Source organism: Archangium sp. (assembly GCF_036277355.1).
Taxonomy (GTDB): domain Bacteria; phylum Myxococcota; class Myxococcia; order Myxococcales; family Myxococcaceae; genus Archangium.
In genome coordinates, this window is sequence record NZ_DASUNC010000095.1 from 1 (window position 1) to 19,828 (window position 19,828).

At 67.4% G+C, this 19,828-nt stretch carries 18 protein-coding genes and 1 pseudogene; 15 read left to right on the plus strand and 4 right to left on the minus strand.

Translation table 11 applies throughout. The features are described 5' to 3' along the window. The first annotated feature begins 408 nt into the window (after positions 1 to 408). The 5 genes from VFZ09_RS24640 (at position 409) to VFZ09_RS24660 (ending at position 5,874) form a co-directional block, all read left to right on the plus strand. Positions 409 to 1,569, plus strand: a complete 1,161-nt coding sequence (locus VFZ09_RS24640; RefSeq protein ID WP_329730093.1) for a hypothetical protein — start codon at positions 409 to 411, stop codon at positions 1,567 to 1,569. A gap of 167 nt (positions 1,570 to 1,736) precedes the next feature. After that, positions 1,737 to 3,104 carry a phosphomannomutase/phosphoglucomutase gene (locus VFZ09_RS24645; RefSeq protein WP_329730094.1) on the plus strand — a complete coding sequence of 456 codons (1,368 nt, stop codon included), beginning with the start codon at positions 1,737 to 1,739 and terminating at the stop codon, positions 3,102 to 3,104. A 14-nt stretch (positions 3,105 to 3,118) separates the two neighbouring features. Further along, positions 3,119 to 3,673 carry an NADPH-dependent FMN reductase gene (locus VFZ09_RS24650; RefSeq protein WP_329730095.1) on the plus strand — a complete coding sequence of 185 codons (555 nt, stop codon included), beginning with the start codon at positions 3,119 to 3,121 and terminating at the stop codon, positions 3,671 to 3,673. A gap of 21 nt (positions 3,674 to 3,694) precedes the next feature. Next, a complete protein-coding gene (locus VFZ09_RS24655) occupies positions 3,695 to 4,624 on the plus strand; it encodes an ROK family protein (protein ID WP_329730096.1) in 930 nt (309 codons plus the stop codon). Positions 4,625 to 4,677: 53 nt separating this feature from the next. Beyond that, positions 4,678 to 5,874: a BMP family ABC transporter substrate-binding protein gene (locus tag VFZ09_RS24660; RefSeq protein WP_329730097.1), complete on the plus strand. Its 1,197-nt coding sequence runs from the start codon at positions 4,678 to 4,680 to the stop codon at positions 5,872 to 5,874. An 85-nt stretch (positions 5,875 to 5,959) separates the two neighbouring features. Here VFZ09_RS24660 and VFZ09_RS24665 read toward each other — a convergent pair whose 3' ends face one another. After that, complete coding sequence (locus VFZ09_RS24665) at positions 5,960 to 7,075, minus strand: OmpA family protein (RefSeq protein ID WP_329730098.1); 1,116 nt, start codon at positions 7,073 to 7,075, stop codon at positions 5,960 to 5,962. Between the two features lie 23 nt (positions 7,076 to 7,098). After that, positions 7,099 to 7,455 carry a hypothetical protein gene (locus tag VFZ09_RS24670; RefSeq protein ID WP_329730099.1) on the minus strand — a complete coding sequence of 119 codons (357 nt, stop codon included), beginning with the start codon at positions 7,453 to 7,455 and terminating at the stop codon, positions 7,099 to 7,101. 274 nt (positions 7,456 to 7,729) lie between these two features. Between VFZ09_RS24670 and VFZ09_RS24675 the strand changes: the two genes are divergently transcribed. The 6 genes and pseudogenes from VFZ09_RS24675 to VFZ09_RS24700 all read left to right on the plus strand — a co-directional run bounded on the left by VFZ09_RS24675 (position 7,730) and on the right by VFZ09_RS24700 (position 14,514). Beyond that, positions 7,730 to 8,881 carry a TIGR03118 family protein gene (locus tag VFZ09_RS24675; RefSeq protein ID WP_329730100.1) on the plus strand — a complete coding sequence of 384 codons (1,152 nt, stop codon included), beginning with the start codon at positions 7,730 to 7,732 and terminating at the stop codon, positions 8,879 to 8,881. A gap of 141 nt (positions 8,882 to 9,022) precedes the next feature. Beyond that, positions 9,023 to 9,970: pseudogene (locus tag VFZ09_RS24680) on the plus strand (endonuclease/exonuclease/phosphatase family protein); the annotation flags it as partial. Between the two features lie 794 nt (positions 9,971 to 10,764). Then, positions 10,765 to 11,187: a hypothetical protein gene (locus VFZ09_RS24685; protein WP_329730101.1), complete on the plus strand. Its 423-nt coding sequence runs from the start codon at positions 10,765 to 10,767 to the stop codon at positions 11,185 to 11,187. Further along, a complete protein-coding gene (locus VFZ09_RS24690; protein WP_329730102.1) occupies positions 11,184 to 12,662 on the plus strand; it encodes an ATPase domain-containing protein in 1,479 nt (492 codons plus the stop codon). The genes VFZ09_RS24685 and VFZ09_RS24690 overlap by 4 nt, the downstream gene beginning before the upstream one ends. Before the next feature lie 67 nt (positions 12,663 to 12,729). Next, positions 12,730 to 13,812 carry a HAMP domain-containing sensor histidine kinase gene (locus VFZ09_RS24695; RefSeq protein ID WP_329730103.1) on the plus strand — a complete coding sequence of 361 codons (1,083 nt, stop codon included), beginning with the start codon at positions 12,730 to 12,732 and terminating at the stop codon, positions 13,810 to 13,812. A gap of 30 nt (positions 13,813 to 13,842) precedes the next feature. Further along, positions 13,843 to 14,514 (plus strand): hypothetical protein, encoded by a 672-nt coding sequence (locus tag VFZ09_RS24700; RefSeq protein WP_329730104.1) that lies wholly within the window; start codon positions 13,843 to 13,845, stop codon positions 14,512 to 14,514. Between the two features lie 60 nt (positions 14,515 to 14,574). On the opposite strand, the gene VFZ09_RS24705 is transcribed toward VFZ09_RS24700, so the two are convergent. Beyond that, positions 14,575 to 15,795 (minus strand): tyrosine-type recombinase/integrase, encoded by a 1,221-nt coding sequence (locus VFZ09_RS24705; protein ID WP_329730105.1) that lies wholly within the window; start codon positions 15,793 to 15,795, stop codon positions 14,575 to 14,577. Continuing rightward, complete coding sequence (locus VFZ09_RS24710) at positions 15,792 to 16,016, minus strand: helix-turn-helix domain-containing protein (protein WP_071905296.1); 225 nt, start codon at positions 16,014 to 16,016, stop codon at positions 15,792 to 15,794. The genes VFZ09_RS24705 and VFZ09_RS24710 overlap by 4 nt, the downstream gene beginning before the upstream one ends. A gap of 939 nt (positions 16,017 to 16,955) precedes the next feature. Between VFZ09_RS24710 and VFZ09_RS24715 the strand changes: the two genes are divergently transcribed. From VFZ09_RS24715 to VFZ09_RS24730, 4 genes are read left to right on the plus strand one after another with little or no spacing between them, the layout of a single operon-like run. After that, entirely contained in the window at positions 16,956 to 17,555 is a 600-nt protein-coding gene (locus VFZ09_RS24715) for a hypothetical protein (RefSeq protein ID WP_329730106.1), read from the plus strand. A gap of 22 nt (positions 17,556 to 17,577) precedes the next feature. Next, positions 17,578 to 18,714, plus strand: a complete 1,137-nt coding sequence (locus VFZ09_RS24720; protein ID WP_329730107.1) for a protein kinase domain-containing protein — start codon at positions 17,578 to 17,580, stop codon at positions 18,712 to 18,714. Positions 18,715 to 18,718: 4 nt separating this feature from the next. Further along, positions 18,719 to 19,174 carry a helix-turn-helix transcriptional regulator gene (locus VFZ09_RS24725; RefSeq protein ID WP_329730108.1) on the plus strand — a complete coding sequence of 152 codons (456 nt, stop codon included), beginning with the start codon at positions 18,719 to 18,721 and terminating at the stop codon, positions 19,172 to 19,174. Between the two features lie 12 nt (positions 19,175 to 19,186). Further along, a complete protein-coding gene (locus VFZ09_RS24730; RefSeq protein WP_329730109.1) occupies positions 19,187 to 19,549 on the plus strand; it encodes a helix-turn-helix transcriptional regulator in 363 nt (120 codons plus the stop codon). Positions 19,550 to 19,828 lie beyond the last annotated feature (279 nt).

Below are 19,828 nucleotides of genomic sequence, written 5' to 3' on the forward strand. Positions count from 1 at the left end.
TGCTGAACATCGCTTGGGTGGTGCGGCCGGCCTTGGACTTCGTCCTGCACTGGAGCCGCTGGCGACGCCGCCATCAGGCCATCGCCAAACGCTGCCATTACCGACGCAGAGACCCTCGCGCCAAAGTCCCACTGTAGTACTTGGCACGGAGCGGGAATCGAGCCTGTATCGGACTACGCATGCGGTAGGAGCTTGCTACCAACTTCTCTGGTAAGTCACCCGCTCATACTCCATCGGGCTTCTGAAGCCCAGAGGTGGCGATGCTGAAGCCGAGTGATGCCTACGGACGGCAGCTCCGCAGCGCCGAGTCCTTCAGTCCCCAGCCCGGGCCGTGAGCGCCCGAGGAATCATCCCGGAGGCGAGGGGCTCCTGCTACCTTCCCGAGCCCTCCATCTTCGGGAGTTCTTCTTGGTCGAGATTGAAACCCTCGTGGCATTCGAGCAGCACCTGGCGGGCGGCAGGAGCCTCGCCAACGTCATCCTCCAGGGGCTGGACCTGACGGGGCAGACGCGGGTGCTGCTGGGCGCGGACCTCACGGGCACCGTCTTCCTGGGCTGTCAGCTCGAGACGCAGGCACTTCAGGCGGTCATCGCGCACGGGGCCATGGTCTTCCCGCCCTTCTCGGGGTTGCCGTACTCGCCCTACCGGGGCGGCCTCTACTCTCCCGAGGAGCTGTACGCGGGCTTCGACCCCGCGCGCCCCGAGAGCTACGCCGACACGCCCGACGCCCGCATCTATGCCCACTGGAACTCGCGCGGCGGCGCCAACTCCCCCTCGCTGCTGGAGACGCTGGCGCAGCGGCTCCACGACCATGCCATCACCGACGCCATGGAGGAGGTGCTCGCGCAGCACAGCCAGGGCCGTCCTCGCAGGGTGGTGGCCATCATGGGCGGCCACTCCATGCTCCGAGGGCAGCAGGACTACCGCGCGGTGGTGGAGCTGGCCCGCGAGCTGGCGCGCCTCGGCTTCTTCCTGGTGAGCGGCGGCGGGCCGGGCGCCATGGAGGCCACGCACGTGGGCGCCTGGTTCGCCCGGCGCACCGACGCCGAGTTGTCCTCCGCCCTCGAGCTACTCGCGAAGGCCCCGAGCTACAAGGACCGCGAGTGGCTCTCGCGTGCCTTCGAGGTGCGCGCCACCTGGCCCCTCCGGGACGCGGACCGCGTCGTCAGCGAGAGCCTGGGCATTCCCACCTGGCACTACGGCCACGAGCCGCCCAATCCCTTCGCCACGCACATCGCCAAGTACTTCGCCAACAGCGTGCGCGAGGACGGCCTGCTCGCCATCGCCCGGGGCGGCGTCATCTACTCCCCGGGCAGCGCCGGCACCATCCAGGAGGTCTTCCAGGACGCCTGCCAGAACCACTACAACACCGTGGGCGTCATCAGCCCGATGATCTTCCTGGGCCAGGACTTCTGGACGCGCACGCGGCCCGTCTATCCGCTCCTGGAGCAGCTCGCCCGGGGCCAGGACTACGCGCGCTACCTGCTGCTCTCCGACTCCCGCGAGCGCATCGTCCAGGCCCTCGTGGACTTCGATCGCGAGCAGGAGGCCCGCGAGCGCGCCCATTAGCTCCCCTGTCTACCTGGAGTCACAAAGGGTTATACGGGGGGTACACCCGGGTCTGGAGGCCTCGGCCCGGCCGGACCCTGGTTGGATACCCCCCCGCCCCGGGCTTGTGTATACAGTGCGCCGCCCTCGACCCCGCCTCCCTTCTCGAGGGCTTGGGAAACAGCCTCATGAACGCGCATATCTTCCGCGAGTACGACATCCGTGGCCTGGTGGACAAGGACCTCACCGTCGAGGTGGTGGAACTGCTGGGCAAGGGACTCGGCACCGTGGTGCGGCGCAAGGGTGGACGTTCCATCGTGGTGGGCCGCGACTGCCGCGAGTCCTCCACGCGCTTCCGTGACGCCCTCTGCCGCGGCCTCACCTCCACCGGGTTGAACGTGCTCGACGTCGGCGTGGTCCCCACCCCGCTGACCTACTTCGCCGCCAACACCCTGCCGGTGGACGGCCTGGCCATGATTACCGGCAGCCACAACCCGCCCGAGTACAACGGCTTCAAGATTGGCGCCGGCAAGACGACCTTCCACGGCCATGAGATCCAGGCGCTGCGCAAGCTCATCGAGGCGCGCGACTTCGAGAAGGCCGCCACGCCGGGCGTCGTCAGCCCCTTCGACATCCACACGCCCTACTACCACTTCGTCCGTCAGACGGTGAAGGTGGGCCGCAAGGGGATGAAGATCGTCATCGACGCGGGCAATGGCACCGGCGGCGCCGTGGCCGTGCCGCTCTTCGAGAGCATGGGCTTCGAGGTGGTTCCGCTCTTCTGCGACATGGACGCCACCTTCCCCAACCACCACCCGGACCCCACGGTGGTGGAGAACATGCAGGACCTGATCGCGGCGGTGAAGCGCGAGAAGGCCGAGGTGGGCATCGCCTATGACGGCGACAGCGACCGCATCGGCGTGGTGGACGACCAGGGCAACATCCTCTGGGGCGATCAGATCATGATCCTCTTCAGCCGCTACGTGCTGAAGGAGAGCCCGGGCGCCGCCATCGTCGGCGAGGTGAAGTGCTCGTACACGCTCTACGACGACATCGCGAAGCACGGCGGCAAGCCGGTGATGTGGAAGGCGGGCCACTCGCTCATCAAGGCGAAGATGAAGGAGGAGCACGCGGAGCTGGCCGGCGAGATGAGCGGCCACATCTTCTTCAAGAACCGCTACTTCGGCTTCGACGACGCCATCTACTCCTCGGCGCGCCTGCTGGAGATTCTCACCCACGAGAAGGCGAAGCTGTCCGAGCTGCTCGGGGACGTGCCCAAGACGTTCGCCACGCCCGAGCTGCGCGTGGACACGGTGGAGGAGAAGAAGTTCGAGATCGTCAAGCGCGCCACCGAGACGCTGCGCAAGGCGGGCCACTCGCTGGTGGACGTGGACGGAGTGCGGGTGACCTTCCCGGACGGGTGGGGCCTCATCCGCGCCTCCAACACCCAGCCCATCCTGGTGCTGCGCTTCGAGGCGAAGACGCCCGAGCGGCTGGAGGAGATCCGCCAGCTCATCGAGGGCACGGTGGAGAAGGTGCAGCGCGAGGTCGCCTGAGCTAGGAAGACGCCATGGCCACTCCCCACATCATGGCCCTGTGCGGCAGCGTCCGCACGGGGGGTTTCAACAAGAAGCTGCTGGACGCCGCCGTCGCGGAAGCCCGTGCGCAGGGCGCCGAGGTCGATGTCGTGGACCCCAAGGTGCTCGCGCAACTGCCCATCTATGATCAGGATGTGGAGGCGCAGGGCTGGCCCGCGCTGGTGAAGGAGCAGAGGGACCGGCTGGCGCGCGCCAACGGGCTGCTCATCGCCAGCCCCGAGTACAACTCCTCCATTCCGGGCGGGCTGAAGAACCTGCTCGACTGGGTGTCGCGTCCGCCCGAGCGGCTCTTCCAGGAGAAGTGGGTGGGGCTGATGGGCGCCTCGCCGGGCGTCTTCGGCACCGCGCGCATGCAGCCGCACCTGCGCCAGGTGATGTCGTCCGTGGGGGCGCACGTGCTGCCCGCCCAGGTGCACCTGCCGCGGTCCATGGACGCCTTCAACGCGGATGGGAGCCTCAAGGACGAGGCCCGGCGCAAGGAAGTGTCCGCGCTCGTCTCGTCTCTCGTTTCCAAGCTCAAGGGCTGATGGCCCGACCGGAGGACACGCATGCCCACACTGGGAATCGACCTGGGAGGCACCTTCGCCCGCGCGGCGGTGGTGGATGCGAAGGGCACCATCATCGCCTCCGCCAAGATGGCGCTCGGCGAGCGCAGCCCGGCGGCGGTGGTGGAGTCCATTGCCCACGCCGCCAAGGCCGCGGTGGACACCGCGGGCACGCCCGTGCAGGGGTGTGGCGTGGGCGCGGCCGGACAGATTCATGGCGAGTCCGGCGTGCTGGCCGTGGCGCCCAACCTCGGCTGGCGCAACGTGCCGCTGGGGGAGATGCTCCGCACCCGGCTGGGCTACCCCGTCCGGGTGGTGAATGACCTGTCGGCCGCCGCCTGGGGCGAGCTCCACGCCGGAGCGGGGCGCGGCGCGCAGGACATGTACACGGTGTTCGTGGGCTCGGGCGTGGGCAGCGCCATCATCGCCGGAGGCCGGCTGGTGACGGGCGGCGGCGGGGTGGCGGGCGAGCTGGGCCACATCAAGGTGGTGCCCAACGGGCGCCGGTGTGGCTGCGGCGAGCTGGGCTGCCTGGAGGCGTACGCGGGGGGCCACAACCTCATCGCGCAGACGCGCGAGCTGCTGGCCTCGGGCCGCTCGCAGGTGCTGAAGGACCTGACGGAGGGTGATCCGGCCCGGGTGACGCCCGTGACGCTGGAGCAGGCGGCGGAGGCGGGTGACACCGAGGCGCGTGAAATCTACGAGCGCGCCAGCCTCATGCTGGCCATGGCCATCGCCAACCAGGTGACGGTGCTCAACCCGGCGCGGCTCATCCTGGGTGGTGGCGTGTTGACGCACTGCCCTGGCATCCGGCGCCGCGTGGTGGAGGGTGTGCAGGCGTTCGCCTCCACCACCTCGCGCGAGGGGCTGCTCATCTCCGACGCCGAGCTGGGTGACGACAGCGGGCTGATCGGCGCGGCGCTCCTGGCCTGACGTCTCCCGGGGCTGACTTGAGGGTCAGGCGCGGCTCTGCTACAGCCCGCGCCATGGCCCTTTCCCGCTCCTTCCTGCGACTGTCCCTGCTGTCCGCCCTGGTGCTCGTGTCCGCCTGCAAGAAGCAGGAGGAGGCGAAGCCGGAGGCCGCTTCCGCCAACAACGCGCCGGCCGCCGCCGCGCCGAAGGCGAAGACGCTGAAGGTGGGCCTGGTGACGGACGTGGGAGGCCGCGGGGACCACTCCTTCAACGACTCGGCGCTGCGCGGCCTGGAGCTGTGGGGGGCGGGCAAGAAGATGGAGGGCGGCAGCTACAAGGACGCCACCCCGGAGGAGCTGAAGGAGTCGCTCGCGCAGGACCTGGCCTCGCGCGGCATCGCCCCGGTGGGTGTCACCCCGGTGGTGCTGCAGAGCAAGGTCCCCGAGGACTATGAGCCCAACCTCCAGACGCTGGTGGACGAGGGCGTGTCCCTGGCCATCGGCGTGGGCTTCATGCTCGAGAACGCCGTGGAGACGGTGGCGAAGCGCAACCCGGACGCGAAGTTCCTCCTCATCGACAGCCCGCTGGTGTCCGCGGACGGCAAGGTCTACACGCTGCCCAACGTGCGCACGGTGATGTACCGCGAGGAGCAGGGCAGCTTCCTGGTGGGCGCGCTGGCGGGCCTGGCCTCCAAGAACAACAAGGTGGGCTTCGTGGGCGGCATGGAGGTGCCCCTCATCAAGAAGTTCGAGGCGGGCTTCCGCGCGGGCGTGGCTGCGGTGAATCCCAAGGCCACCGTGCTGGTGAACTACACGGGCAGCTTCGACAACGTGTCCGCCGGCAAGCAGGTGGGCCAGGATCTCGTGAACAAGGGCGCGGACGTCGTCTACCACGCGGCCGGCTCGGACGGCCTCGGCGTCATCCAGGCGGTGAAGGAGGCGCGCGCCGCCGGCAAGCCGGTGTTCGTCATCGGCGTGGACTCGGACCAGTCGCACCTGGCCCCCGAGGCGGTGCTCACCTCCATGCTCAAGCGCGTGGACCTGGGCGTCTACGAGGCCGTGCGCGACCTGTCCCAGGGCAAGCTGGAGGGCGGTGACGTGACGCTGGGCCTCAAGGAGGGCGGCGTCACCTACGCCCCCGTGCGCGTGGACTTCCCGGGCAAGGCCGAGGCGCTCCAGAAGGTCGAGGAGCTGCGCGCGAAGATCATCTCCGGGGAGATCCAGGTGCCCAACCACCCGTCGCAGCTGACGTCCGCTCCGGCGAAGCCGTAAAGCGTCTCGGGTGGGAAGCAACAGGCCCCGCTGCCTCTTGTAGGCAACGGGGCCTTGTCATGTCCGGCGGGTGCTTCTTCCCGCGTCAGCGGTTGGGCTGCGGCTGCTGCTGCTGCGGTGGCTGCTGCTGTGGCTCACCGGCTCCGCCGATACCGCGCTCGATGACGATCTCTACCCGGCGGTTGTTCGCGCGGCCCTCGGCGCTCTTGTTGGAGGCGACGGGTTGCTCCTCGCCGCGGCCCTCGGTGCGGATGCGCGCGCTGTCCACGCCGCGCTCCACCAGGTAGTCCCGCACCGAGCTGGCGCGCTCGTAGGACAGCTCCTCGTTGAGCTCCGTGGGGCCCTGGCTGTCGGTGTGGCCCTCGATGACGAGCGGGCTCTGCGTCTTCTTCAGCGCCTCGGCCACCTCGTCCAGCCGGCGTTTGGCCGTGGGCAGCAGATCCGCGCTCCCCGAGCGGAAGAGCACGCTGCCGGAGAGCGTGAGCACCAGTCCGCGGGCCTCCTCCTTCACCTGCACCTGCCGGATGTTGCGCAGCTCGCTGGCCACCTCGGCCTGGGCGCGGGCCTCGGCCTCGGCCTGGGCGGCGCGCTGCTCGGCCTGGAGGCGCGCCTGGCGCTCCTGCTCGAGCTGGGCGTTGAGCTGATCCATCCTCGCCTGGGCCTCGTCGAGCTTCGCCTGGCGCTCCTGCTCCTCACGCCGGGCCTGCTCCAGTTGCTGTTGCTCGGCCTGCGCCTGGGCCTCCTGCTGCTGCCGTTGCTGGAGCTGGGCCTGCCGCTGCTCCGCCTCCGCGCGCAGGCGCTGGGCCTCGGCGAGCTCGGCGCGGGCCTTGTCCAGCTCCTGCCGCGTCCTCACGGCCTCCGAGCTCTGGGCCATGGCCAGCTGCTGCTCCGCCGCCACCCGCTCCTGCTCGGCCACGATGGCCCGGGCGCGCGACTCGGCGATCTGCGCCTTGCGCAAGGCCACGTACGCCAGCGTGCGCGTGTTCTCCGAGTCCCGCTCCCGCTCGAAGGAGCGGTTGGCCTCGTTGAGGGCCTCGCGCGCCTCGACGAGCGCATCCGGGCTGTACTGCGCCGCCGGCCCCGTGGAGGCCCGTTGATAGGCATAGCGCGCATCCAGCAGCTCTCGCGGCGTGCTGGCCGCACACCCCGCGAACACGGTGGCTCCCAGCACGCCCCACGTCAGTCGCTTCCATCCCCGCATGACCTTCTCCTTACGTGTGGCTGTCACTGCACCGTGCCCTGGAGTTGCTGGACCTGCTGGAGCACCCGGTCGGCCTCGGCCCGCGCCGGCGCCTCACGCGCCAGGGCCAGGGCCAGCTCCGCGTCCGCCGCCGCGCGCTTCAGGAAGAGCGCCGCCTTGTCCCGCTCGTTGTGCTCGAGCAGCCTGCGCGCCTCGCTCGCCTGCTCCCGTGCCCATTGCAGGTGCTGCGCCGCATCCGGCACCTTCTCGGCTCCGGCCTCCTCCGCCTGGCGGATGGAGACCTGTGAGTCCACCAGTTGCTCCGTGGGTGGCACCCGCCGCACCCCCGCGCAGCCAGCCAGTCCCAGCAGCAGTCCCGCGCACACGATCCCTCGTCGCATCGCTCGTCGCTCCCCTGTACGGACCGCGGGCGGATTCAGCACCCGCCGCTTCCACGCAGCCGTCAACGACTCCGAGATGTGCACTCGGGGACAGGGGAACAAGCACGGGCCTCCGTCCGCCCGTCCGGGTGCCTGCCGTGCAGGGGGCGCGGCCGAGGGGCGAGTAGTGCGCGGCCTTCACGGCCAACGGGGTGGGTTGTCGCTCCTCTCACGTGCTCCCACGTTCCCGTCCAATGAGGCCGCTGTCCTGGCGGCCTCTGGAGGGGGGACACACATGAATGCTTCATTCCCGGGCTCCTGGCGGAGCCCTGTGCTGGCACTCGCGCTCGCCACTTCACTGGTGCCCGCGTTCGCTTCCGCCAACAACTATTGCAAGCAGCCCAATGCCTATGTGCAGCGCAACCTCGTCGCCGACAGGGCGGGGTTCGCGGAGAACGTGGATCCCAACCTGGTCAACGCGTGGGGCATCGCGTTCAACCCGTTCGGCCTCGTCTGGGTCAATGACAACGGGACCGGCCTCTCCACGCTCTACAACGGCGACGGCGTGCCCAACTCGCTCGTCGTGACCGTCCCGCCTCCTCCGGGGGATACCGGACGGGGCAAGCCCACCGGCATCGTCTTCAACGGCTCCGGTCAGTTCGTCGTCACCCGGGGAGAGGCCTCGGGCACCAGCTTCTTCATCTTCGCCACCGAGCAGGGCACCCTCACCGCCTGGGCTCCGGCCGTCAATTTCACCAACTCCTTCACCGTCGTGGACAACTCGAGCACCGGCGCCATCTACAAGGGCCTCGCGCTCGCACCCAATGGCACGGGCTTCTTCCTGTACGCCACGGACTTCCACAACGGGAAGATCGACGTCTTCGACAGCACCTTCGCGCCCGCCACGCTTCCGGGTTCCTTCACGGACCCGTTCATCCCCGCGGGCTTCGCGCCTTTCGGCATCCAGAACATCAACGGTAATCTCTACGTCACCTACGCCAGGCAGGACGCGGACCGCGAGGACGATGTCGCCGGCAAGGGGCTGGGTTACGTCAGCATCTTCGACGCCAATGGCCGCTTCGTCCGGCGCCTCATCTCGCGCGGCAGGCTGAACGCTCCCTGGGGTCTGGCGTTGTCGCCGGCCAGCTTCGGCAGGTTCGGCAACAAGCTCCTGGTGGGCAACTTCGGCGATGGCATCATCAACGTCTATGACCCGCAGACCGGCCACCGCGAAGGGCGGCTGGAGCGGCCCGATGGCAGCACGATCCGGATCGACGGCCTGTGGGGACTGGCCTTTGGCAGCGGCGTGGCGAACCAGCCCACCGACACGCTCTTCTTCACCTCCGGCCCCGAGGACGAGACGCATGGCCTCTACGGACGCCTCGACGCGGTGCGCGTCAGTTGTGACCGCCTCGCGCCGGAGCCCGAGGAGCCCGATTCCAACTGAGGCGTGCCGCGGCGCGGTATGAACGGGAGGGACCGCCGGAGAAATGTGCGGTCCCAACCATGTGGCACCAGGCTGTCGCTTGCCTGAAGGGCAGCCTAGGGTTCCTCTCGCGCCCCATCCCCCGCGCACAGGACGGAACCCATGCCCCAGAGCTTCGCCCCCTCGAAGAAGACCCGTCTCGGGTCCAGGCTGATGCTGTCGCTGTTCACCCTCTCGCTGTCCGCGTGCGGCGTTGGCACGGACAGCACGGAGTCCGAGCCCCTGCCGGCCACGGAGGTGGGCGCCAATGGCTCTCAGCTCCTCACCGCCCGGGTGCGGCTGATGGCCGCCAACATCTCCAGCGGCAACTACCAGAGCTACGACCCGGGCCACGGCACCCGCATCTTCCAGGGCACGAAGCCGGACGTGGTGATGATCCAGGAGTTCAACTACGGCGACAACTCGGCCACCGCCATCCGGAGCTTCGTCAACACCGCCTTCGGCTCGAGCTTCTATTACTACCGCGAGGCCGGTGCGCAGATCCCCAACGGCGTCATCAGCCGCTGGCCCATCGTCGCCTCGGGCGAGTGGGATGACCCGTACGTCACCAACCGCGACTTCGCCTGGGCGCGCATCGACATCCCCGGCCCCAAGGAGCTCTGGGTGGTGAGTGTGCACCTGCTCACCGCGGATGCCGCCACGCGCAACAACGAGGCCACCAACCTGGTGTCCCGCATCAAGTCGCTCGTCCCCGCGGGCGACTACCTGGCCATCGCCGGTGACCTCAACACCGACACCCGCTCCGAGAGCTGCTTCAGCACCTTCGCCCAGGTGGTGACCACCAGCAGCCCGTACCCGGCGGATCGCAACGGCAACACCAACACCAACGCCTCCCGTGCCAAGCCGTACGACCACGTGCTCGTGGACTCGGACCTGCGCGCTTACCAGACGGCCACCGTCATCGGCTCCAGCTCCTTCAGCGCGGGCCTCGTGGTGGACACGCGCGTGTACTCGCCGCTCTCGGACATCTCCCCCGCGCTGTCCACGGACAGCGGCGCCACCAACATGCAGCACATGGCCGTCATCAAGGACTTCGTCGTCCCCGCGGAGTAGCTGGCTCCCAGCGGCGGGTTCGATTCCCGCCGCTTCCTATCTGAGGTTGCCCGCCGCCTTGAGTCGAATTCACTCCTAAAGAGGAGGCACGGCTCGCATCAGGGGACCAAATCGGTCCTTGTCGGACCAAATTTGGACCAAATCCTCCAGTGTCTAGGCGGAATGGGGGCCGTGTGGAGGGAGAGGGCTGGAGCCGAGGGGAGAGGAGGGCTGCTGACGGGTGCCACGAGGGCTGTGGGCCGGGCTGGTGGAGACACGGTGCGGCCCCCTGGAGCACACGCCGGCCCAGTGGCCTCCCCAGGGGGAGGCAGCAGGGGCGTGGGCGTCTTTGGCAGCGTGACTGCTCGAGGCTCAACACCACGCGAACTGGGGTGGCCCCTGCGCTGCAGCCAGCTGAGCAGGCCGCGTGGGCAGTGACGGGTGCTCCAGAATGGCGCGTACTGCGTTGGTGGTGGACGATGAAGAGGGCGTCAGCATCACCCCTGTGTCCACCCAATCCGGGGCAAGCCCCACCTGTTCCGTTGCCGACTACGCAAGGTCAGCGTGACGCGCTGGCTCAAGAAGCGACGGTAACCGTGGTAAGAGGGCCCTGAGCTCCGGCTGGGAGCGCCCTGGCTGCTTACGCCCATTCTCCCCCCAGCCGACTTGAAGACGTCATTGACGGCCCCACGCACAAGGTCGAGGAAGAGAGCCATGGTGCGCACGCTGGATGAGAAGCCGCGGGGTCCCGAATCCCCGCTCGATGTCGAGCAGGACGGAGCCTCACGAGACTCCATGAGCGCGGCGGAACCGTGACCCGCCCGAACCCGGCGCAGCTGGAGCGAGCCCGGCGATTGCTGGCGCACGAGGGTGCGGCCGGCAGCGCGGGCGAGCCTGCGACGACGGCCGCCAGCCGTGTCTACGACAAGATCCATGCGCACATGGCGCCCCTGGTGGGCTCCATCGGCGTCCAGCTGTTGTTCCTGAGGAGCGCAAAGCTGGCGAAAGGCGATTTCGAGTGCTTCGCCGAAGTCTCCAGCCTCGAAAGCTCGACGAAGCTGCGCGAGCGGCTGCAGGCCAAGGATCCCGCCGTCACCCTGGAGTCGGCCGCGATGCTGTTTGCAACCTTCTTCGCGCTCCTCACGACCTTTATCGGAGAGCGACTGACGAACCAGGTACTCCGCAGCGCCTGGCCGACACTCGAAGGGGCGGCACCCTGGGAGACAAACGAATGAGCGACAGCGTTGCGATTCGCAAGCTGAGCACCGGGGTGCCGGGGCTCGATGAAGTCTTGGGCGGCGGGATTCCGGAATTCTCCTTCAACCTGATCGCCGGCGGCCCAGGCTGCGGCAAGACGACGATGGCGCATCAGATCGCGTTCGCGAACGCGAGCCCCGAGCGGAGGGCGGTGTACTTCAGCATCATCGGCGAGCCTCCCATCAAGATGCTTCGCTATCAGCAACAGTACGACTTCTTCGACGCCGCCAAGGTGGGCGACGGCACGGTTCGCTTCATCCACCTCGGCCAGCAGGCGCTCGACGGAGGGATGGGGAAGGTGCTGGAGGCCATCGTGCATGAGATCGAGAAGTCGGCTCCGAGCATCGTCGTCGTGGACTCCTTTCGGGCCATGGAGCGAAGCACGCTCGCCACCGGGCCAGGCGGCGAGCGTGAGCTGTCGGACTTCATGCAGCGCCTGGCGCTGACGCTCACCAGCTACGAGGCCACCACCTTCCTCATTGGGGAGTATGCGGACGGCGAGCATGACAGCGCGGTGTTCACGGTGGCCGACGGGCTTATCTGGCTCTCCCAGGCCATCGATCGCAACTCCGTCGTGCGCAAGCTGCAGGTGATGAAGATGCGGGGCCAGGGGCAGATCCCCGGCCTGCACACGGCCCGCATCACGGACGCGGGCTACAGCGTCTTCCCGCGGCTGCTCAAGCCGGCGGAGCTCATCGCCGGGCACCCGCTCGAACATCGCCTCTCGACCGGAGTGCCAAGCCTCGACGAGATGTTAGGGGGTGGCATCCCGAGCGGGTACTCCATGCTCATCGCCGGGCCTTCGGGTTCGGGCAAGACGGTGCTCTCCAATCAATTCATCGTCGAGGGAGCCTCGCGCGGCGAGAACGGGATCGTGGCCATCTTCGAGAAGCGGCCCAACGACTATCTCCAGACCACGCCGCGCGGGCAGGAATTCGAGAAGCTGGTCCGCGAGAAGCGGTTGGAAGTGCTCTACCTGCGCCCGTTGGATCTCTCGATCGACGAGACCTTGCTGGAGCTTCAGAATGCCGTGAAGCGCCTGGGCGCCAAGCGGGCGGTGATCGACTCGCTGTCCGGTCTGGAGCTGGCGCTCGCGCCCACGTTCCGGGAGGACTTTCGCGAGTCACTGTACCGGATGATGGGAGCGCTGACAGGGCTCGGCGTCACGGTCCTGGCGACGGTGGAGATGGCCGACTCCTACAACGATCTTCGGTTCAGCCCCCAGGGCATCGCGTTCTTGACGGACGCCATCATCATCCAGCGCTACGTCGAGCTCGACGGGCAGCTCAAGCGGGCCATGGCGGTCGTCAAGGTGCGCTCCAGCCAGCACAGCAAGGACCTGAGGGAGTACGAGATCTCGCCGGACGGCGGGATCGCCGTGGGCCGGGCGCTCAAGGGGTTCAAGGGCCTGCTTACAGGCACTCCGAGCGGCGAGGACAGAGGAGGCGGATGACGAAGCAGGAACTGGAAGCGCCCTCCTGGCGCTGAACGGGTACATGCGTGTGCACAAGGGGCGAGTCATGACAAAGCAAAGCATCACCGTCGAGCTGGACGACGAGACGATCCGCTCTCTGTCCGTGCTCGGCCCGCCGGCCGACGTGCTCGTGCGCCTGGCGTATTCCGCCGCCGAGGGCGTGCGCCACCCCCTCTCCCCGAGACGCGACCAGACCGACAAGAGCCTGCGCGTCGAACGGGACAAGTCCGACGGCCACGATGAGAGGAGGCGCAGGCTCTTGGCGGTCGCACGCGAGTCCACCGACAAGGATCTCAGCGGCGAGCGCTCTCACTCCGATACGGTGCTCGTCGACCAGCGCGAAGCGAACGAGCGGATGGTCGGCGCAACGATTCAGGCGCAAGAGCTGGCGGACGCGGCGGACGCGGCCAAGGAGCGCGCGGAGGAGAGCGAGCGCGAGCTGCGCTCGGTGGCCGAGTTCCGGGAGATGTTCATTGGCATCCTCGGGCACGACCTGCGCAACCCGCTGGCGTCGATCGGCATGGCCGCCGCGTCGCTGCTTCGGCGCGGACATCTCGACACGCACGACGCGGAGACGGCCGCGCGCATCATCCGCAGTGGCCAACGCATGAGCCGGATGATCACCCAGTTGCTCGATCTCACGCGCGCGCGTCTGGGTGGCGGGTTGTTGATCGAACCGAAGCCGGCCGACCTGCGTGAGATCTGCCAAGGCGTCGTCGAGGAGTTCGAGGCGGCCCTTCAACTGGAGGTCGAAGGCGACGTGACAGGCGCCTGGGACGCGGATCGTCTGGCGGAAGTCTTCTCCAACCTCACGGGCAACGCCATCCAGTACGCCACGCCTGGGACGGCCGTGGTCATCAAGGCACGCTCCGACGGAGCGGCCGTCGTCGTCGAGATCAGCAACCAGGGCGAGCCCATTCCCGCGGACGTCCTCCCGTTCATCTTCGAGCCGTTCCGCCGAGCGCGCCATCACGAGAAGTCGGCGAGCGGGAATCTTGGCCTCGGCCTCTACATCGCCCAGCAGATCGTGCTCTCGCACGGCGGCACGCTCGAGGGGCACTCCGCTGACGGCACGACCACCTTCGTGGTGCGCCTGCCACGCCGTCCTCCCGGCGTTGGCACGTCTTGAGCCTGTAGGCTCCAGCGCGGACAGCTCTTCGTGGAGCACGTCACCATTCAAGGCTCCACCAGCCCTGGCGCGGTGCTGGCTGGCACCACCGGCTTCGCCGAGGGCTCCACAAAGCTGACGATCACCGCCTCCGGCAGCCAGGCCCTGCCCGAGCCCCTGGCGCTCAACCCCAACGCCCTGGGGACAGTGCCCAGCGGGCGCTATACCGGCAACCGCCCGGATGCGATCTCCGTGAGCTCCGAGGTGGCCTCTTCGAGCGTCTACTATCTGGGCCAGGACGCCACCCTGAGAGACGTAGGCGTGCCCTACCGCATGGACGGACTGACTGTGGGCGGTGCCGGCGCCCAGGCCACGCTCACCGTGGAGGCGGGCGTGGAGGTGCGCGTCACGCTGCAGAATGTGCGGGTGCGCTACGCGGGAGGGGACTGCCAGTGCTCGAGCTACGGGTGCAACTACTTGGCGGGCTCTTTCTCGGTGAGCTCGGCGATCCTGCTGTTCAACCAGCCCACGGCGGCCTTCATCACCGGCTCCCGCGTCGAGTACAGCGCTGGCCACGGCATCCTCCGGGGGTGGAGCGGCGCCTCGGACGTGAGCTTCCTGGGCTCCAACACCTTCGCAGATGTGGCCGGCTGTACGGAGACGACGCCTCGGGATGTGGAGGGCCGCTGTCCTGCAAACCCTCCGTGTCCCAAGAGCCCGTGAGCGGCTGACTTCACGGACGGTGGGTTCGATTCCCGCCGCTTCCACTATTTTACGCCGTGCTTACGGGTGGTTGGCAGCTTCCTCCATCCGTGTTGCACGTATGTCGCACGCGGGCGCAGAGGGCCGGTCGAGAACCCCGACCGCCTCTCTGCGCGTGTCCGGGCTCAGGTGGGCGTAGCGCTCCGTCATGTCGATGGTCGCGTGCCCCATCAGCTCCTTGATGACCGTCAGCGGTATCCTCCTCATGGCGAGGTGGCTACCGTAGGTGTGCCGCAGGTCGTGCCAGCCGATGCGGCCCTGCTCGCGGGTGATGCCCGCCCGCTGGAGGGCCCGGCGCAGCGGCAGCTTGAGCAGCCCGTCGGTAAGCGGCCGACCGTCCTCCTGGCAGAACACGTAAGGGCCGCGCAGGTGTCGGTGTCCCTTGAGTGCGTCCACTGCCGAGCTGGGCAGTTCCACCGTCCGCTCGCGTCCACCCTTGGGCAAGCCCGAGACCCCGCGCCAGATGGTACGGCGGACGTGCAGCTTGCCGCGCTGGAAGTCCACGTCGCTCCACTGGAGCCCGATCAGCTCCCCTTGCCGCAGCCCCGCCTTGAGCGCCACCAGCAGCAGCGCTCGCCATTCCGGCTCGGCGGCGTTGCTCAGGCGCTCTGCCTCCTCGAAGGTGAGGAAATCAAAGGGCGGCTTCGGCAGCTTCGCGAAGAGCCTCACGCGCGGAGCCTGCTCGATGACCCGCTGCTCTTCCGCGACCGCCAGCAGCTTGCTCAACACCGTCAACACGTTGTTGATGGTTTTGAGGCTCAGCGGCTTTGGTTCCTCGCCGTTGCGCTTGCGGAGGGCTGCCCGCGTGGGGGCCGCCTTCCGGGCGCGCGCTGCCGACTTCTTCTTGCGCATGACAGCCTTGAAATCCTCCATCTCAGCCGAGCCAATGGCAGCCAGCGCCATTTCACCGAAAAACGGCAGGATGTGAGACTCCAGGATTTGGCTCTTGCTGACGACGCTGGAGTGCTTGTTGTTGTTTTCGCTGTAGGTCCGGAAGCGCGGAGCGAACTCCGCCAACGTCATGGGGCGCTCCCCGGTGTTGTTCTCCTTTCCGAAGGTTCCATTGAAGAGGGAGGCGCGCAATTCGCGCTCGTACTGCTCGGCACCCCGGCGCGTCTGCACAGGCGAGAACTTCACGACTCGCTGTCGCCGTCCGTCCGGGTGGTGGAACATGAAGTCCACTTGCCAAGCCTCCTCGACCTTCCCTGCCTTGTTCTGCCACTTCCGCAATCTGACGCTCATTTCCGACTCCCGAGCGCAGAATCACGGCCCTTACCGGCTGTCCATTCTAGCAGGGCAGCGCGGCGGATGCGGAGGGTTTTTCCGATGCGAGCGACGCCGGGAACCTGCTCAAGCCGGATCGCTTCGTAGAGAGTCTTCCTGTTCACGCGCAGTATTTCGGCGGCTTCCTCCACCGTGAGAAACGCGGGCGCGGCGTCCGCAGCAACCGGGGGCGTGCTCATGGCTGGCTCCCGTCCTGCACTGGCGTTGCTCTCCGGGTTGGAGAACGGGCCGCACTCCAGAGAATGCCGCGCTGCTGGTGCATGGACGCGCGAGCTTCCCGCCGACCCCCAGCGCTGGCCCCCAGGCAAGTGGCCACAGGCGCGGCCTGGAGTGACCACAGACGGCGCATGGAGCGACTACCGGCGTTTTTCCCGGCGTCCTCACCTGCCAGCCAACAACGGCGCACGAATGCGCCACACACGGAGGGTTTTCCCTCCAGGGATTCGATCTTGTTCATCACCTACCCGCCCTGAACGACACACCCAACAGCCCAAGAACTACCCACGCCAGCAGTGACACAGCGTAAAGCCGCGTGTCCAGGCCACGAACAAAGCGCGAGGGGTGATCGGCAAGAGTGCAGCCGGGCAACCAAGGGCCGCACAGGCGAGTGAATGGAGCATGGCCCGCATCGACACAGCCAGCGCCCCCCACGAGGCGCGCGGCGAATGGCCGTTCGGCCTGCCTGGATGCTCACCACGAGGCCCGCGTCGACGTGGCCTCCTGTCCGGCCCGTATGGACGTGCCAAAAGCACAGCGTGCATCCAGACGGGCAAGCAAGGGAGACGGGTAGCGACAGCGTGGCCACCACCGGGCCCCGGCACTCATAGGATCGGCCCGGTAATGACGGACCAGGTCGACCCGTCGCGCGTGAGTGGTCAACAGGTCCGCGCCTTGCCGAGTCCTGCAAGGGCACACGCCGCGCACGAGCGGCTTGGTTAACCCATACATGTAGGGAACATTTCTGTGCTGATTTCCCTGACTCGGGCCTAATCGCGCAATCCGCGCATTGTATGTTTCGTATATGTTCAGGACTCCCGGGCTTCCCCTGCTCATATGACTGTGTTACCTCTCCGGGCGTTTCGCCGTCTCACCAACCAACGCGCTGGAGGTGGTGCCCCGTGCTGAGCGAACCGCGCTCTCGTATGAGGTTGATTTCCGTTGCCTGCTTTTCGGCTCATGCCTCGCTGAGCTTGCTTGCGCTGCTGGCGGTGCTCGCCTCCGGCGCGACTGCGTGCGCGAGCCGCCCGCCCCCGGAGGCCCTTGCCGCGACCCGCGACGCGCTGTCGGGCCTGGATGAGTTCGGCGCGCTGCTGCTGGGGGCCGGGCTGCCTGTTGAAGCCATCCCCCAGGGGCGGAGCATGTCGCCTGTGCAGGCCGAGCAGCTGCGTCGGCACCTCGCGATTCTGCCTTACCTGCCGCAGCACTACGCACCCCGTTTCGTTGCTGACGAGCTGCTGCGCTACGCCGAGCAGCACGGACAAGGGCTGTCCCGCTGGGACCTGAGCCGGATGGTGCAGGAGTACCGGAGCCTTTTTCTTCTCCGTCAGGATGGCTTCCTCGCGGCAGCGCTTACCGGCGAGCCTGCGCGGTGGATTGGTAGGGTCGAGGTTCGCGACCACGGGGCAGGCGCGGCTGAGTTTGAAATGGGCGTGTTCTACACACGCGCAGACGGCGAGAGCTGGCGACGTGCGGACATCCCCAACCTCGACAGGCTGTAGGGCTTCGTAAGGAGAGCACATCATGGCGGACAGCTCCGGCCCGCGTCTTATCTTCGAATTCGAAGGCTTCAAATACGAGGTTTACGACACCCAGGTTCTAAACCGGGACTACGACACGCTTCTTCTTGCTTGGAGGAAACCCATCAGCGAAAGCGGGGTCCGTCGCTCGAGGGTCATTCTCAAGCCTGTGCAGGTGCCCTCAGACCGTGAGAGGAGCGAGCGGGTTTGGGAAGAGGTGCAGCTCGCGTCGCACCTGGAGCACCCGGGCATCGCCAGGGTTTACGGCTTCGCTTTCCATGGTGACACCGCCTACGTGGTCATGGAGCACTTGCGCGGTTGCTATCTCCTCACCGCGATGGATTTCGCGTTGCTGGTGGAGCGCCGTCTGTCGTCCGCCTTCGCAGCATACGTCGCGGCGGAAGTAGCGGGTGCGCTTGCTTACGCTCACGGGCGCATTAGCAGCGAAGGCCACCCGATGCACATCGTTCATCGCGCGGTGGGTCCCATGCGAATCCGTCTCGGGTTTGATGGGCGCGTCAAGCTCGTGAATTTCGGTGCTGCGTACTCGGAGCTGCGCGACCGTTTGAAGACGCCGCCCGGCCTGCTGCGCGGCGACCCGGCCTACTGTGCACCCGAGGTTCTGCGAGCTGCGATGGAGTCCACCGGGGGCCGAGCCGACCCGCTTATCGGGGGAGCGATTGACGGCAGAGCGGACGTGTTCTCGCTCGGGCTCGTGCTGCTTGAAATGCTGCTGGCCGAATACCCGCTCGACCCGACTGATGCCCCCGTGGAGGGTGCCCCGGTCGGGTTCTCATTCCCTGTGCGTGCCGAGCGGACCGCACAGCTAAGCCTGGACGTGGTGGCTTACCGGCTGCTGCGCTTTCACCCTTCGGAAGCGGAACGTCGACTTGAGTTCGCGCCCGCTCCTTTGCGGTCCATTGTCCGGCGTGCGCTCCAACCGGATCCGCGCGAGCGTTTTTCTGCCGCCGAGATGCGCGAGGAACTACTCGTCTACCTGGGGACTGTAGAGCCGCCGGTCCTCGCCGATGAAATCGCAGCAGAGCTGAAGGCCATTTTCGAGGCTGCCGCGAGGGTCAAGCGACTGACGGCGAACCCCATCGAGCGGACGGCGCTAACGCCCGACGAGGACGAGGGTTAGGTCAATGAAAGGGAAGCCAGGTAAGAAGGAGAGCGCCACCAAGGGGAGAAACCGAACCGAACTCAGTATTCAAATCGGTAAGGCTGCGCGGGCGGCCCGGTTGAAATTGAAACTGACTCAGGAGGACATAGCCGAGCGAGTCAGGTTGACGCCGGAAGTGTATGGGAGGCTGGAGCGAGGCGCCATGCTTCCGAGCACGCCAACGCTAACGAAGATCTGCGTTGCGCTTGGGCTCTCTGCTGACTTGCTTGTGGGGCTCGTCGAAAGGGAAGCCACTCAGACCCAACCGGCACCCGACGAAGAACTGACGCCGGAAATCAGGCGGTTGCTGCGACTGGTGCGAACGATGGATGACGAGCAGTTCGCCATCTTCAAGGGAACAGCGACCGGGTTGGCCAAGCTCAACAAGAGGAGGCAGCAGCAAGGCAAGCGTGATAAGGAAAATGGCGCCATCATCTGAGAGGCATACCGCATGGAAGATGACCTTCTACAAAAGAGACTCGGCGAGGCAGCCCGAACCGCACGCGAGGCGCTCGGGCTCACTCAGGCACAAGTAGCCGATGCGGCAAGGATGAGCCCGGCCGTGTATGGGCGCATCGAGCGCGGCGGGATGATGCCGAGCGTTCCAGCGCTGCGAAGGCTCGCGGTCGCCTTGGGTGTTTCCCCGGCTGTGCTCCTGGATATGAGCGCGCGCGAGATGCCTACCACTGACAAGGCTCTGTCACCCGAGACCCGGAAGGCTGTCGGGCTCCTGCGGACGTGGCCAGAGTCCAAGGTCAAAGTCGGGTGCGAGTTGCTGCGCGTGCTCGACGCCGCGCCGATGCGCGAGGAATAGGCCCGTCCCGGAATGGGGACCGGGGCGGTAGGTGGAGCGGCCGACTTGGAGCGGTCGCGAGCCTTGGAGGGGTCCACCTGCCGCTCCGGTCCCGCTGTCTGAGCCGCATCCCTGCGGTTATGCTACGCTCCCCCATCTAGGAGGTGAGGTAGAGCGTGGGACTGACACTCAGGCACCCGGACATCGGCGACATGATCGGGGACTACAAGGTGGTGGGGTTCTTGGGCGCGGGGGGCCTCGGGATCGTCTACAAGGTCGAGCGCGGTGGGCTCTTTTTTG